Raw genomic sequence first — 15,502 nt, 5'->3', positions numbered from 1 at the left:
CCTGGCCCCCGCTACTTCGTGATGCCGAGGGTCTTCTCGAGCTCCGCCTGACTCTGGTTGAGGATACCCCGGTTGTTGGCGTCAATCACCAGCGCCGTCCCGTCGGCCTTGAAGACCTCCACCTTGAGGTACTGGCCACCGGAGCCATCGAACATCTCGTGCAGGAACTTGGAGTTGGCCACCACGCCGCGCGGGTCGACGAAGGTCTGCACCACCTGCTCAATCGGAGTGTCCGTCCCGTCGAGCGTCTTGCCGTAGAGCTTGACCAGGTCCATCAACTGCTCGTGCTCGCGCTCACCGAACCTGGTGGAGACGTTCTTCAGCTCCCGCACCGTGCCCGGCTCCAGCACGTCGATGCGGCGATTGGCCGTGAAGGTGACGCCGAGCTCCGCGGCGGCCTGCTTGCTGACGGTGACCTCCGTGACGCCCTTGCGCGTGCTCTCGAAGGTGGCCTGATACCAGCGCTGGGCGAGCGCGCCCTTGTCCGCGGACCCCAGCCCCTGGGTGATGCGCAGCATCTCCGTGTGGCTGGCGGCGACCAGCGCCTGCTCGGGATTCTTCGTGACTTTGAGCGCCTCCGCGTACGCGGGCGTGGCGCGCAGCCGGGCGGGGTCCGTCATCCGCGTGACGAGCTGCTCGGTGTACTTGGCCTTCAGCTCGTGGCGCACGGTGCCGAACGACAGGCCTTCGGGAGACTCGCGCAGCGCGGAGATGAGCTCCGACCTGTCCTTGATGAGCCCCTCGGCCTCCAGCGACTTCACCCAGGCGCCAAACGGAGATTTGTCGTTGTTGCCGCCCAGCGCGTCGAACGCCTCCGCGCGCGTGACGCCAGCGGGGAACTTGGGCTCGATGTAGCCGGTGGGCGCGTCGGTGAACTCCCCGAAGATGCCCTCGGCCTCCCTGCCGGACGGCTCGTACAGCTGCCGAGGCTCGGTCGTCCCCGCCTTGCGCTGGAGGAAGAGCTGGCCGTTCTCGTTCTCCACCCAGTGGTGGTCCTTCGGCAGCCCCTCGGCCTCCGTCGTGGGGTAGCCGCGATTGAGCGCCTCCGTCTTCCCCTTGCTGAGCTGCTCCGCCGCGACGTAGCCGCGCGCCGGGGCCAGTGAGCCCACCTGCGCGGCGTGCGTGTCGAGCTGCGCGCGCAGGTCGGCGATTTCGCGCTCCATCACCTCGCGCTGCGCCGCCGTGGGCACCTCGCCGCTGCCGTTGAGCTTCTGCAGCCGCGTGTCGATGCGCTGCTGCACCGCCTCCAGGTCCTTGATGATGGCGTTGAGCTTCTTCACCTCGAGGTGGGACTCGAAGCCCTGGGTGCCGTAGCCCGGCCGCCCGGTGAGCTCCTGAGTCACGCGGTCCTTGAGCTGACGGACCTGCCCCAACGGCCCCTCGTACTTCTGGAGCGTGCGGGCCGTCTCCATGTGCGCCTGGATTTGCGCGGGCGTGGCGTCGGGCCCCGCCTCGATTCGCACCCGCCCGTCGCCGTAGCGCACGTGCACGGTGCCGCCATCCAGCGCCGGGTTCGTCAGCACCGGCACCTCGCGCGGAGTCGTCAGGCGGGCAGCACCCTGCATCACCCCGTCCATGGCCACGCCGCCGCCCGCGCCGAACACGGTGCCCACCGTGCCGTCCACCACCGCGCGCTGGCCCACCTGCTGGAGGCCCGGGAGCAGGCCGTTCTTCCACGTCTCGCTCTGGAGGGACTGGTCCGTCGCGCCGCCCAGCGCGCCACCGACGCCGCCTTCCCATGCGCCCTGGATGGCCGTGCTCCGCAGCCGCTGGCCCACCGTCTGCTTCGCGACCTGTTCGACCGTCTCCGTTGCCGCCGTGGCGCCCGCGCCGCCCAGGACCTTGGGCAGCGGGATGACGGCGGTGCCACCCTCCACCGCGCCCACCACCGCCTGCTGCGCGACACCGTCCATGCCCAGCGAGTCGCCCTTGAAGTACGCCTGCGTGGCCACTCGCGTCGTCGCGCCCAGCGCCGCGTAGCCCGCGATGGCCAGCGGCGTCGCCGCGCCACCCGTGGCCACCACCGCCGCCGTCGTCACCACCGCGACGGCCGCCGTGGCCGCCATGTCCGCGGTGCTGTCCTTCGTCTCCTGCAGGTCCTTCACGTCGTCCGTGGCGTACGTGGTGCGCCGCTGCGCCGCCGCCGTGTCGCCCGTGGAGATGGCCGTCTCCGCCGCCGTCAGGTTGCGCTCCAGGCGCTCCGAGTCCGACTCACCCTTGGTGACGTTCTGGATGGTGTCGATGATGCCCAGACCGCCGCTCTGCTCGAACTGCTGCTGCGCGCGCAGGCGGTCCACTTGCTGCTTCGCCGCATCCGGCGCCTTGGGGTCGATGGCCCCCAGGTCATACATCTGGTCGACAATCTCGAACTTGTCGCGCCCGCCCAGCTCCGACGTCAGGTCCGAGCGCAAGTCGCGCTTGTAGAGGTCGCGGTACGCGGCGGTGATGTCATTGATTTGCGTCTTGGACTTGTTGCCGAGCACCTCGCGCAGCGCCGCCTCGTCCGTGCCCACGCCGTCCATGGCGCGGTGGAGCTGCTCGGCCGCCGCCTGCGCCTGTCCCAGCGTGTCGTTGGCCGCGGGAGGGTTGAGGTAGCGCAGGCCCACCTGCGTGTCCGCGCCGCCCCAACTCTTGACCTCGGACTCCAGAGAGCGGCCCGTCTGCTGCTGGAACGCCTCCTTGAGGGCGGGCATGTCCTCCGGCCTGGTGTTCTTCAGCACGTCGAGGATGGCGCTCTCGTCCGCGCCGAACCAACCCTGGGTGGCGCTGCTGATTTGCGCGGCGCTCGCGGCGGCCGGGTTGTCCTCCATCAATCCCCGGGCGCGGGCGTAGTCCTCCTTCGACAGCTTGCCGCGCAGCTCCGACTGGAGCGCCGCGTCCGCGAGGAGGACCTTCTTCTGCTCCGGGGGCAGGTTCTTCAGCGTGTCGAAGACCTTGTCGCTGTCCGCGCCGAAGAAGCCCTGAAGCGAGTCATGGACCTTGGAGCGCGCCGCGCCCGCCTCCAGCTGCGTCACCTGCTCCGGCGTGGACGCGCGGGTGGTGTCCAGGAGGCTGTTGAGCTGCGTGCGCTGGGCGGCGTCCAGGCGGGGCCCCAGCGCCTGCTTCATGAACTCCTCGGGCGTGGCGGCCCGGATGTCCGGATGGTCCTTGCCGTACATCTGCTGGAAGGAGCGGGCAATGGACTGACGCTCCGCGGGGGTGGCGTCGCGCAGCGTGTTGACGATGGCGTCCTTGTCCCCGAAGAAGCCCGTCTGCTCCTGGATGGCCGCGGCGCTCGCGTTGCCCTTGTTGCCGGACAGGATGTTGTTGACGCGCGTGAGCTCATCGCCGCCCAGCTCGTCGCGCAGGACGGAGTCCAGATTCTCCTTGTAGTGCTCCCGGAAGGACTGGCGGATGAGCGCGATGTCCGCCGGAGTGCGCTTGTCCAGCGTCTTGAAGATGGCGGCCTCATCCGTGCCCCAGCCGGTGAGCCCGCCCTTCGTCGCGCGGTACAACTCCGTGGCGTCCTTGGCCGCCTGCTCCCGGGTGTAGCCCGGCGTGACGCCTGGAGGACCCGCGGGCGTCTGCCGCTGCGCGGGCACCTGGGGGGTGCTGGCCGGAACGAATGAGCTGGCGTTGGTGGCGCGGTTGCCCGCATTGCGCGCCGACGTCGCGGCCTGCTGGGCGAACGTCGTGGCCTGCTTCACGGCCTGCTCCGCGCGAGTCAGCTCCGCCTTGGGCGCCTTGTTCTTCTTCGCCTCCGCGAGCGCCGCCTGCGCCTGCTTCAGCGCGTCCTGTGCCTGCCTGGACGCTGCTTCCGCGCGAGCCTGCGCCTGGGCCGCCTGCGCTGCTTGAGCCCGAGCCGCCTCCGCCGCCGCACGGGCCGCCGCTTCCGCCGCCTGCTGCGCCGCGCGAGCCGCACGCTCCGCCGCCGCCGCGCTCGAAGCGCCTGAATCCCCTGTACCCGTGGCCCGAGTGGAACCGCCCTCGTTGACTCGCATGCCCCCAACTCCGCGAAAGTCCGCCACGGCGGACATGGACCTACACGAGTCCAGCCCGCAACGCGGCTTCACTCGTCATCATGAAAGAGATTATCCGAGATTGCACCGCCCCAGTTGTGTGAGTCAGGAAGGCGGGTCGGCAATGCAAGACGTCCCAGGTCGCCTCAGGCGTCCTTCTCCTCCAGGCGCACCTTCACGTCGGTGATGATTTTGAGGCGACGCGGCGGGTCTTCCTTCTCCGCGGACAGGTCCGCCTGGACGCGCATCTCCATCTCACTGCTCGCGGGCCAGAGCCTGTCCAACCGGAACACGGTCTCCCCCTTCGTCTGCGAGCGGATCATCATCCGCTCGGAGCCATCCGGGCGCGTCTGGTATTCGGCCGGCACCGGCTGGTTCTTCGACGTCTGTTGGATGAGGAAGCGCGTCCCCGCCCTGCTCCCCTCCAGGGAGAACAGCTCGAAGCTGGCCGTCCCCTGCGTCCCCACGGGGCCGCTGCCATACAACGGCTGATCCCACCGCGCTCCCAGGCCAATGGCTTCCTGCGGAAAGGGGTTGCCCACGAACTGGAGCGCCTTGGCCAGGTCTTGCAGTTCCCTGCGCCGCCGTGCGTCAAGCTGGGCCGGCGGCTTCAAGTCGAGGGAGTTGCCCCGCCGCCCGGACAGCCCCGTGCCGGAGAGGCCCGGCAGGAACGCGAGGCTCTTGCGCACCTCGTCCACGTGCTGCTCGGGCGTGCCGGGTTGGACGAGCAGGTCCACCGCGTCGAGCGTGAAATCATAACGCGTGTCCCCCTCCGGCGAGACGGACTGGACGTGGATGATGAAGGTCATCCGCGTGGAGGGCACCGGTGGCGCGCGGCGCGGGGTGCCACCCGTCTCCACCGTCACCGACGAGAAGTGGAGCGCGGAGACGACCTGCTTCGACCCGGGCGAGGGCTTGAGGAGCAACTGACGGCGCGGCTCGCGGCCCTGGGTGACGAGGAGCATGGCCTCGACGCTAGCCCGGCCCCTTCATCCGAGCCAAGCCGGCGCAGGCACAATCACAAGCAACAATTCCACGAATATCTCGTTCCAACAGCGAATGCCTCCCTGTTTCTCTCCATCCCTGAGAAAACGAGTTCAATCAATACCACCCCACTGGGTGCGGCTTTACCCAACCCGGAGACTCAGAAAAAACAGCATTCCTTCGATTTTATCTTTTGCTTGAGTAATCCGTGGATTCATCATTTCAAACACTTTACAAAGCGCCCCGTCACAACGAGGGGCACCCATGGCCAAGGCGCGAGACAAACATCCTTTTGTATTGCCAGAGTTCTATGTCCCCTGGCCGGCGCGTCTGAATCCAAACCTCGAAGCAGCCCGGGTGCACTCCAAGGCCTGGGCGCGCGAGCTGGGTATCATCGGCGCGCCCAAGGACGGCAGCGCCCCTGAAATCTGGAGCGAGCGGAAGTTCGACGCGATGGATTACGCGCTCCTGTGCGCGTACACGCATCCGGAAGCGCCGAGCCCCGAGCTGGACCTCATCACGGACTGGTACGTCTGGGTCTTCTACTTCGACGACCACTTCCTCGAAATCTACAAGCGTCCGCAGGACCGCGAGGGCTCCAAGGCGTACCTGGACCGGCTGCCCCTGTTCATGCCGGTGGACCTGTCCACGCCCATGCCCAAGCCCACCAACCCGGTGGAAGCGGGCTTGGCCGATTTGTGGATGCGCACGGTGCCCACCAAGTCGGTGGAGTGGCGCAAGCGCTTCTTCGAGAGCACCAAGGCGCTCCTGGACGAGTCCACGTGGGAGTTGGACAACATCAGCGAGCAGCGGGTCTCCAACCCGATTGAGTACATCGAGATGCGCCGCAAGGTCGGCGGGGCGCCGTGGTCCGCGGACCTGGTGGAGCACGCCGTGTTCGCCGAGGTGCCGGACCGAATCGCCGCCAGCCGGGCGATGCTGGTGCTGAAGCACTCGTTCGCGGACGCGGTCCACCTGCGCAACGACTTGTTCTCCTACGAGCGGGAAATCCTGGAGGAGGGCGAGCTGTCCAACGGCGTGCTCGTCATGGAGCGCTTCCTGGACATCGACCCGCAGTCGGCGGCCAACCTGGTCAACGACGTGCTCACGTCGCGGCTCCAGCAGTTCGAGAACACGGCGGTGACGGAGCTGCCCTCGCTCTTCGCGGAGCACGGCCTCAACCCGGTGGAGCAGGCCAACGTCCTCGTCTACATCCGGGGGCTCCAGGACTGGCAGTCCGGCGGCCACGAGTGGCACCTGCGCTCCAGCCGCTACATGAAGCCCGCCTCCGGCCCTGGCGCCGAGCTGAACCTGCCCTTCCCGGGGCTGGGCACGTCCGCGCTGCGCATCCCCCTGTCGCCCGGCGCCCTGGGCCTCAAGCGCTTCAAGAGCTTCGCCCACGTGCCCTACCAGCCGGTGGGCCACCTGGTGCCGCCGAAGTTCTACATGCCGTACACCACGGGGCGCAGCCCCCACCTGGACGGCGCGCGCAAGGACTCCAAGGCGTGGGCGCGGCGCATGGGCATGCTGGACGCGCTGCCCGGGCTGCCCGGCGTGTACATCTGGGACGACCACAAGTTCGACGTCGCGGACGTGGCGCTGTGTGGCGCGCTGATTCATCCGGACGCCACCGCCGAAGAGCTGAACCTGACGTCGGGCTGGCTCGTCTGGGGCACCTACGCCGACGACTACTTCCCGGCGTTCTACGGCTACACCAAGGACATGGCCGGGGCGAAGCTCTTCAACGCCCGGCTGACGGCGTTCATGCCGGATGACCCGTCCACCAGCACCGCCGTCGCGACGAACCCGGTGGAGCGGGGACTCGCCGACCTGTGGGCGCGCACCGCGGCCAACCTGACGCCGAGCGCGCGCAACCTGTTCCGCAAGGCCATCCAGGACATGACGGAGAGCTGGCTGTGGGAGCTGGCCAATCAGATACAGAACCGCGTCCCGGACCCGGTCGACTACGTGGAGATGCGTCGCAAGACGTTCGGCTCGGACCTCACCATGAGCCTGTCGCGGCTGGCCCACGGCGACGCGATTCCGGCGGAGATCTTCCACACCCGGCCCATCCGCTCGCTGGAGAACTCGGCGGCCGACTACGCGTGCCTCACCAACGACGTCTTCTCCTATCAGAAGGAGATTGAGTACGAGGGCGAGCTGAACAACGGCGTCCTCGTCGTCCAGCGCTTCCTGGACCTGTCGCCCACCCAGGCGGTGGAGGTCGTCAACGACTTGATGACCGCGCGGATGGAGCAGTTCCAGCACACCGTCGCCACCGAGCTGCCATCGCTCATCCGCAACTTCAACCTGGACGCGCGGGCCCAGGAGAAGCTCAACCTGTACGTCGTGAAGCTCCAGAACTGGATGGCCGGCGTGCTCATCTGGCACCAGACGGTGGACCGGTACAAGGAGTTCGAGCTGCAGGGCACCCGCAAGCCCATGCCTCACGTGCACGGCCCCACGGGGCTGGGCACCTCCGCGGCCCGAATCGCCTCGCTGTTCAGCAGCCTCCGCCAGTCCTGACTCATTCGTAATCCCAACCCTTTCCCAGTCTCCCCACCTCTGAAAGACAAGGTGTCCTCATGGCGAACTCGAACAAGCCCGGTAACGAAGCGGAGAACCAACTGTTGAGCCTCGGGACGGCGGCGGCGCGGCAGCTCGCGACGACGACCAAGTCCGTTCCGCAGATGCAGGGCATCTCCTCCCGGTGGCTGCTCAAGCTGCTGCCCTGGGTGCAGGTGTCCGGTGGCGTGTACCGCGTCAACCGCCGCATGACGTACGCGGTGGGCGATGGCCGCGTGACGTTCACCACCGCCGGCGCCAAGGTCCAGGTCATCCCCCAGGAGCTGTGTGAGCTGCCCCTGCTGCGCGGGTTCGACGACGTGGAAGTGCTGCAGGCCCTGGCCAACCGCTTCGAGCAGAAGGAGTTCAAGGCGGGCGAGGTCATCACCGCGAAGGGCCAGGAGGCGGACTCCATCTGCCTCATCGCCCACGGCAAGGTGAACCAGATTGGAGCCGGCAAGTACGGCGACGAGACGGTGATTGGCGTGCTCGCCGACGGCGACCACTACAGCTTCCAGGCGCTGCTGGAGTCGCAGGACTACTGGACCTTCACCGCGAAGGCCGTCACGCCCTGCACCGTGCTGATGCTCCAGCAGTCGGCGTTCGAGGCGGTGGTCGCCCTGTCGCCCTCGCTCCAGAAGCACATCGAGCAGTTCAAGGCGCTCTCGAAGAAGAAGCAGGACACGTCGGGCCAGGCCGCCATCGAGCTGGCCGCGGGCCACACGGGCGAGCCGGTGCTGCCGGGCACGTACGTGGACTACGAGACGTCCCCGCGCGAGTACGAGCTGAGCGTCGCGCAGACGGTGCTCCAGATTCACAGCCGCGTCGCGGACCTCTTCAACGAGCCGATGAACCAGACGGAGCAGCAGCTGCGTCTGACGGTGGAGGCCCTGAAGGAGCGCAAGGAGCACGAGCTCATCAACAACCGCGACTTCGGCCTGCTCCACAACGCCGACCTGAAGCAGCGCATCCACACCCGCTCCGGCCCTCCGACGCCGGACGACATGGACGAGCTGCTCTCCACGGTGTGGAAGGACCCGTCCTTCTTCCTGGCGCACCCGCGCGCCATCGCCGCCTTCGGCCAGGAGTGCAACCGCCGCGGCATCTACCCCACGAGCGTGGAGCTCAACGGCAACATGGTGCCCGCGTGGCGCGGCATCCCCATCTTCCCGTGCAACAAGATTCCCGTCTCCGACTCCCGCACCAGCTCCATCCTGCTGATGCGCGCGGGTGAGAAGAACCAGGGCGTCGTCGGTCTGCACCAGGCCGGCATCCCCGACGAAATCGAGCCCAGCCTCTCCGTGCGCTTCATGGGCATCAACGAGAAGGCCATCATCAACTACCTGGTCAGCGCGTACTTCTCCGCCGCCGTCCTCATCCCGGACGCGCTCGGCATCCTGGAGAGCGTCGAGATTGGCCGCTCGGAGTAACGGAAGGCCCACGCCATGACGAACCCAAACAATCCAGGCGGCGGTGGCATGGACTCGCAGCTGACGAGCTTGAGCACGGCGGGTGCTCGCCAGCTCGCGACGACGACCAAGACTGTTCCGCAGATGCAGGGCATCACCCCCCGGTGGCTGTTGCGCATGCTGCCGTGGGTGGAGGTGACGGGCGGCACGTACCGCGTCAACCGTCGCCTGAGCTACGCGGTGGGAGACGACCGGCTCAACTTCGGCAACGTGGGCGCCCGGGTGGAAGTGCCCGCTCAGGAGCTCCACAAGCTGCCGCTGCTGCGCGGCTTCGAGGGTGACGACTCCGTGTTCCAGGCCCTGGCGAGCCGCTTCGTCCAGAAGGAGTACAAGGCCGGGGACTCCATCGTCGAGGCAGGTGCTCCCGCCGAGCACGTGTTCCTGATTGCCCACGGCAAGGCGAAGAAGCTGGGCAAGGGCAAGTACGGGGACGAGCTGACGCTGGACACGCTCGCGGACGGCGACCACTTCGGTGACCAGGCGGTGGTGGAGTCGAACGACCACTGGGGCTTCACCGTCAAGGCGACCACGGCCTGCACGGTGCTGGCGCTGCCGCAGCAGGTGTTCGAGGCCCTCATCCTCCAGTCGCCCGCGCTGCAGGCGCACGTGGAGCGGTACAAGGAGCGCCTGAAGAAGCCCCAGGACAAGATGGGGCAGGCGGCGATTCCGATGGCCGCCGGACACTCCGGCGAGCCGTCGATTCACGGCGGTTATGTGGACTACGAGCTGGCCCCGCGCGAGTACGAGCTGAGCGTGGCGCAGACGGTGCTCCGCGTGCACACCCGCGTCGCGGACCTGTTCAACGGGCCGATGAACCAGACGGAGCAGCAGCTCCGGCTGACGATTGAGGCGCTGAAGGAGCGGCAGGAGCACGAGCTCATCAACAACCGCGACTTCGGCCTGCTGCACAACGCCGACCTGAAGCAGCGCATCCACACCCGCTCCGGCCCTCCGACGCCGGACGACATGGACGAGCTCTTGAGCCGGCGCCGCAAGTCGCGCTTCTTCCTGGCCCACCCGCGCACCATCGCCGCGTTCGGTCGGGAGTGCACCCGCCGCGGGCTGTACCCGACGGTGGTGGACGTGCAGGGCACCAAGGCCATGGCGTGGCGCGGTGTTCCCATGCTGCCGTGCGACAAGATTCCCATCACCGAGCAGCGCACCAGCTCCATCATCGTGATGCGCACCGGTGAGTCGGACCAGGGCGTCATCGGCCTGACCCGCACGGGGCTCCAGGACGAGGTCGAGCCGGGCGTGTCCGTGCGTCGCATGGACATCAGCGAGAAGGCCCTCTCGTCCTATCTCGTCAGCACCTACTTCTCCGCGGCGCTCCTGATTCCGGACGCGCTCGGCGTGCTCGAGAACGTCGAACTGGGCAGCTGAGGTTTCGCCACCGGAGCGGGCTCGAAGGTGGAGCCCGCTCTTGTGCGGAGCGCGGTTCGGTGCGGGCTTCGGCGCGCGGCGAAACGGACCAGGGTAACACACGGACCGTCGAGCCCCCGGAAGATACCCCTCACCTGAGAGCCTCGCGAGCAGAGGGGAGAGCGGGGCCGGGTAGGTTTTCCGGCACGCACTGGCCCACGGGCCAGGGCCTGTCCGAGGGGGCCTTCCCATGGTTGCCATTCCCGAGATGCATGCTGTTCCGACGCCCCGCTTCTGGGTTCGCCCGGATATCCGAGGGCTGGAGGCCCAGCACGCGAGCCACACCCGGCACACCTTCGCCCCCCATTCGCATGACATGTTCTCGCTCGTCAGCATGGACCGGGGCGCGGAGGCACTGCTCATCCGGGGCAACACGGTGGTGGCCCCCGCGGGCCGGTTGTTCGCCCTCAATCCCGGGCAGATGCACTCGGGTCGCGCGGCGGACCCCGGCGTGGGCTGGACGTACCGCATCCTCTACATCGCCCCCGAGGTGATGGAGGCCGCCTCGCGGGAGACGGCGTCCGAATCGCGCGGGCCGCCGGACTTCGCGGCGCCCCTCATCGACGACCCCGCGCTGATGCGGGCGTTCTCCCTGGTGTTCGCGGGCATGGTCGACCCGAGCACCTCCACGCTGGAGCGCGAAGCGGACCTGCTTTCACTGCTCGTTGGACTGGTGAATCGGCACGCGGCCTCTCATGGAAGCAGTGCCAGGGCGACCCCCTGTGCGCCGGGCGTGCGTCGCGCGAGGGCGCTCATCGAAGCGAGTGTGACTCGCAACATCTCGCTGACGGAGCTGGCACGCGAGGCGCGACTCAGTCCCTGGCACTTCGTGCGCAGCTTCCGGGAGCAGACGGGCCAGACGCCCCAGGTGTACCTGCGCTGCCTTCGAGTCCGTCACGCACAGCGACTGCTCGCCACGAGCATGCCGATGGGCGAAGTGGCGCTCGCCTGTGGCCTCGCGGACCAGAGCCACCTGGTGAAGCAATTCACCCGCACCCTCGGGGTGACTCCGGGCGAGTACCGTTCCGCCGTACACGCGCCTCGGTGCGTCTCCCGGACGTAGAGGCCACGAGAGCGCAACGGCGTACAAGACGCTCCGCGCGAGCCTCTCTACCTTGGAGGTCATCACCTTCGAGGAGAGAGGTCCTATGCGGCTTGGACGCTGGATGGTGTCGTGTGTGCTCGCGGGCTGGGTCGCGGGCTGTGGTGGGACGCAGGAGTCGTCGGATGCCACCTCCCCGGAGGTGGTGCCACTGGAGGACGCGACGCCACTGTCACTGTCGCCCGAGGACGCCACGGTGCTGGCGGGACAGGGCGCCCTGGTCCTCCCACGCGCCCTGCCCGTGCTGGGGCGGAGCATCACCGCGTGGACGGAGCAGTGGTGGTACTGGACATACAAGGTCCCCGCCGAGCGCAACCCCGAGCTGGTCCTCGACGCGGACTGCGGTGTGGAGCAGTCAGGCCCGGTGTACTTCGTCCCGGCCTATGATGGCGCGACGACCTATCAGCGCACGTGCCGCGTCCCGTTCGGCAAGCGGGTGCTCGTACCGCTGTGGATCATCATCAATGACTTCCCGTGCCCCGACCCCGACTTCAAGCCCGCGCCGGGCCAGACGCTCGAACAGTTCCTGCGCGAAGGCGCACGCGGCTTCAATGACCTCATCCAGGACGTGAGCGTCACGGTGAATGGAAAACCCGTGCCCTACTCCGCCCACCGTCACACCAGCCCCCTGTTCACCTTCTCCGCGCACCCGAGCCTCGTGGGCCAGTTCCCCGACCCCTGCCTCACCGGCACGCCACAGCAAGGCGTGAGTGATGGGTGGTGGCTGATGCTCGCGCTGACGCCGGGAAAGCACACCGTGCACGTCACGGCCCTCTCGCCGATGGGAACTCCCATCGACTACACCTATCGCCTCCACGTCGGGCTATAGCCACACATCTCGGGCTCTCGGGCTGGGTCCCCACGGACCAGGGCCCTTTCCACCCCGGGCCATCGCCGACGATTCCAAGCTGACGTGTCACGGAACAGCCCTGACGTGTCCGTGACGCGTCCGCTCCCATTGGCCGCAATGATTCGCATGGGGTTGGCGGCTCCACTTCGCTCTTGGACAGGCGTCTTCTCGCCACGGGTCCAACGCTTGCAGCACGCCTCGGCGCGTGCAGCGCGGCCCTGGCTCGCTGCCGCAAGGAGAAGGACTCCATGACGCAGCTCCACTTCATTCCGCTTCACACCGCCACGCACACGCTGGCGCGCTCCGTGACGCGGCTTTGCTATCGCCACCATTCCGAGGACCTTCGCACCTCCACCCTGGAGGCCACGCGATGAGTTCCTCACAGGGTCCGCGTGGAGTCCTTCTCGCCGCGCTGCTGCTCGTGGGCACGACGGCCTCGGCGCAGGTGACCTTCGATTGTCAGACGCTCCAGGAGCGCGCTCCGGCCACGGGGCTCGGCGCCAATCCGAAGGCCGTGGCGTCCGTTCCTCTCGCGAAGCAGCAGCAGGGCTACGTGCGCGTGGGTGGCGGATGCGAGGTGTCGCGCTTTGGCCATGACTCCGCGCACGCCGAGGTCATGGTGCAGAACGCTCCCGACGGGGACTTCGGCTGGCGGTGCAAGGGCGCCGACCCCGCGCTCGTCATCAATCCCGCGTGGGCCAAGGCCTCCGTCACCTTCTGCAAGGCCAGCGCGCCGAACGTCAGCAGCCTGCGCTTGCAGTGCAAGACGCTCAGCGCGAAGACGGGCCCCTCGCGCAACCCGCTCGCCGAGGTGTCCCTCACGCCGCAGCTCGCCACCGAGGGCTATGTCGTCGTCTCCGGCGGCTGTGATTCCTCCCACGCGCTGAACGGCTCCATCCACGCGGAGAACATCGTCGTCTCCAAGCCCACGGCCAACGGCAAGGGCTGGCGCTGCCAGGCCGCGGACCCGCCGAACCATCCGCAGGACGCCACCGTCACCGCGTCACTCGTCGCGTGTCAGCTCGCGGTGGACCCCGCGCAGGCCGCCCTGCTCACCCCCAAGCCCGCGCTGCGCTGCGCGGTGAGCCAGGGCGTGAAGACCTCGGGCGTGGCCTATCCCCGAGCGCTCGCCGCCGCCACCGGCAAGGTCCTCAGTGGTGGCTGCGACCTCTCCTACGCCGGCAATGGCTCCGCTCATGCGCAGTTCATGGTGCAGCACGGTCCCCAGGCGGATGGCGCATGGTCCTGCTGGGGCGCGGACCCGCCGCTCATCAGCAACCCGGGCAGCGCGCAGGCCAGCGTGTTGAGCTGCGGCATCACCACCGTCCCCGCCACCACACCGCTTCCCACGCCGGCGCCGACTCCCACGCCCACCCCGACGGCGCGCAAGAACCCGGTGCTCATCGTCGGCGGCACGCTGGCGAGCGAAATCCTCTACTGGACGTTGGAGAGCCGGTTGGACCGGGATGGCTACCAGCGCTTCTTCTTCGAGCTGCCCAGCGGCGGACTGATTGATTTGCACGAGAGCGCGCGCCAGCTCAAGTTCAAGGTGGCGGACGTGCTGCTCCAGACGGGCGCCAGCAAGGTCCACTTGATTGGCCACAGCCAGGGTGGCGCGGTGGCACGGGCATACGTGCGCGATTTCGGCAATGCGTCGGTGGAGAGCATCATCAGCCTGGGCACTCCCCACAAGGGCACCAACGATGACCCGATGCTCGCCCTCGTGGCGCGGCTGTTGTTCAACTGCACCGGCAGCGCCGCGGACCCGCTGCCCTGCAAGCAGATGAAGGCGGGCTCGGCGTTCATCGCGGAGATCAACACGCGCCCGCCGAACGACCCCATCTACTACACCAACATCAACACCTTGCACGACGTGTTCACCAAGGCGGACTCGAACGGGAAGATGGACAACTGCGACCGGACGAGCCCCTCGGGTGAAGCGCTGCAGTGCAACGTGACGGTGCAGGACTTCTGCAAGGACAACCTCGTCGAGCATGTCGGACTCGCGTCGAACGGGGTCGTCTACAGTGGCATCCGGCAGGCGCTGGAGCATCGGAAGATAGCGCTCAACTGCACGGAGCTCTGAGGCCTGCTGTCTTTCATCCATCCGCCGCCCGCTCGTGGGATGCACCCGCGCGCGGGCGGCGTTCGACGTTCCTGGCCGTGACGCGTTCAGCTCGCGTCGGTCGCCACCTTGGCGAGCATGCCCAGGAACCCGGCCCAGCCCTGCAGGTAGTCACTGCGGTCGACCGGCAGCTCGAAGCGGTCGTGGATGACGGTGACGCGGGTACGGCGCCCTTCCTCGAGAGATTCAAGGAGCCACGTCACGCGCGACATCGGCTTGTCCGGCTCGCCCCGCCAGTCGGGCCAATCGGTGACCAGGCGCTCGTTCTCGACCTTCTCGAGGATGCGGGTGGGGCCGCCCGCCACGGTCCTGCCCTCGCAGGTGTAGCTCCAGCCATAGGAGATTTCGCCGCGGTCCACGTCGACGCGCGCGGCGCCAAAGAGCCAGCGGTTCATCAGCTCGGGGACGAGCAATGCGCGGTACACCTTGGCGGGCGGCGCGGCGATTTCGATCGACGCGCGCACCTCGGGGGCTCCGCTGGTGAAGTCGGGCAGCGTGATTTGCGTGCCCTCGCGAAGGTGGTCCTTGAGGTTGCCGGTGTGGATGCGCCACAGGTCGTCAATCACGTGACGCGGCCTGCGATACGGCAGTTGACCTCGCACGGCGTGGAGGATCTCCAACGAACACGTGTCCGGGCCCTCTCCGGGCTGGAGCGTGTAGGTCACCTCGGTCGGGACGCCCTGAATCGTCCAGCCGAACCCGAGGCGGCGGCCGGGCTCGAGCGTCGTCACGACCTGGTCGCGGGTGGGCTCGCCGGGAGCACCGAGGGTGGCCTTGCCCCAGAAGCGGTAGGTCCCACCGAGGCGCGGCTCGACCTCGGCATGCGCGGAGAACCAGTGACGCAGTTCGGCCGCATCGGTCAGTGCGCGGAAGACCCGCTCGGGCGGGGCCGGCAGCTTGAAGGTGAACTCGTGCTCGAACGACGGGCTCATCGGGGTCTCCTCTTGGGGGAACGTGGGGCGCGAGGCGCGGGGACCTGGGGTGGGA

The 15,502-nt window shown here is 68.2% G+C and carries 10 protein-coding genes; 7 read left to right on the top strand and 3 right to left on the bottom strand.

Annotated features, from left to right (window positions below):
- Positions 1 to 11: 11 nt before the first annotated feature.
- Together HUW62_RS19180 and HUW62_RS19175 are read right to left on the bottom strand one after the other, a co-directional pair.
- On the bottom strand, positions 12 to 3,980 hold the full coding sequence (locus HUW62_RS19180; RefSeq protein WP_176435237.1) for an annexin: 3,969 nt from the start codon (positions 3,978 to 3,980) through the stop codon (positions 12 to 14).
- Between the two features lie 164 nt (positions 3,981 to 4,144).
- Positions 4,145 to 4,963, bottom strand: coding sequence for a hypothetical protein (locus HUW62_RS19175; RefSeq protein WP_176435236.1), 819 nt, complete (start codon positions 4,961 to 4,963; stop codon positions 4,145 to 4,147).
- 283 nt (positions 4,964 to 5,246) lie between these two features.
- Between HUW62_RS19175 and HUW62_RS19170 the strand changes: the two genes are divergently transcribed.
- The 7 genes from HUW62_RS19170 (at position 5,247) to HUW62_RS19145 (ending at position 14,476) form a co-directional block, all read left to right on the top strand.
- Positions 5,247 to 7,508 carry a family 2 encapsulin nanocompartment cargo protein terpene cyclase gene (locus tag HUW62_RS19170; RefSeq protein ID WP_163870328.1) on the top strand — a complete coding sequence of 754 codons (2,262 nt, stop codon included), beginning with the start codon at positions 5,247 to 5,249 and terminating at the stop codon, positions 7,506 to 7,508.
- A gap of 59 nt (positions 7,509 to 7,567) precedes the next feature.
- Positions 7,568 to 8,977, top strand: coding sequence for a family 2B encapsulin nanocompartment shell protein (locus HUW62_RS19165; RefSeq protein ID WP_163870327.1), 1,410 nt, complete (start codon positions 7,568 to 7,570; stop codon positions 8,975 to 8,977).
- A 15-nt stretch (positions 8,978 to 8,992) separates the two neighbouring features.
- Positions 8,993 to 10,399, top strand: a complete 1,407-nt coding sequence (locus tag HUW62_RS19160) for a family 2B encapsulin nanocompartment shell protein (protein ID WP_163870326.1) — start codon at positions 8,993 to 8,995, stop codon at positions 10,397 to 10,399.
- 229 nt (positions 10,400 to 10,628) lie between these two features.
- The gene (locus HUW62_RS19155; protein WP_176435235.1) at positions 10,629 to 11,501 is read left to right on the top strand and encodes an AraC family transcriptional regulator; all 873 of its coding nucleotides are present in this window, start codon (positions 10,629 to 10,631) and stop codon (positions 11,499 to 11,501) included.
- Between the two features lie 85 nt (positions 11,502 to 11,586).
- Positions 11,587 to 12,369 carry a hypothetical protein gene (locus HUW62_RS19150; protein WP_176435234.1) on the top strand — a complete coding sequence of 261 codons (783 nt, stop codon included), beginning with the start codon at positions 11,587 to 11,589 and terminating at the stop codon, positions 12,367 to 12,369.
- A gap of 269 nt (positions 12,370 to 12,638) precedes the next feature.
- Entirely contained in the window at positions 12,639 to 12,764 is a 126-nt protein-coding gene (locus HUW62_RS48825; protein ID WP_255203510.1) for a hypothetical protein, read from the top strand.
- Positions 12,761 to 14,476 (top strand): alpha/beta fold hydrolase, encoded by a 1,716-nt coding sequence (locus tag HUW62_RS19145; protein WP_163870323.1) that lies wholly within the window; start codon positions 12,761 to 12,763, stop codon positions 14,474 to 14,476. Before HUW62_RS48825 ends, HUW62_RS19145 begins: the two co-directional genes overlap by 4 nt.
- 86 nt (positions 14,477 to 14,562) lie before the next feature.
- Here HUW62_RS19145 and HUW62_RS19140 read toward each other — a convergent pair whose 3' ends face one another.
- The gene (locus HUW62_RS19140) at positions 14,563 to 15,447 is read right to left on the bottom strand and encodes an SRPBCC domain-containing protein (RefSeq protein ID WP_163870322.1); all 885 of its coding nucleotides are present in this window, start codon (positions 15,445 to 15,447) and stop codon (positions 14,563 to 14,565) included.
- Between the last annotated feature and the right edge of the window lie 55 nt (positions 15,448 to 15,502).

The organism is Myxococcus sp. AM011 (assembly GCF_013372595.1).
Lineage (GTDB): Bacteria > Myxococcota > Myxococcia > Myxococcales > Myxococcaceae > Myxococcus > Myxococcus eversor.
The sequence above is the reverse complement of the archived record's forward strand: the minus strand, read 5'-3'. Positions and strand labels throughout refer to the sequence as shown.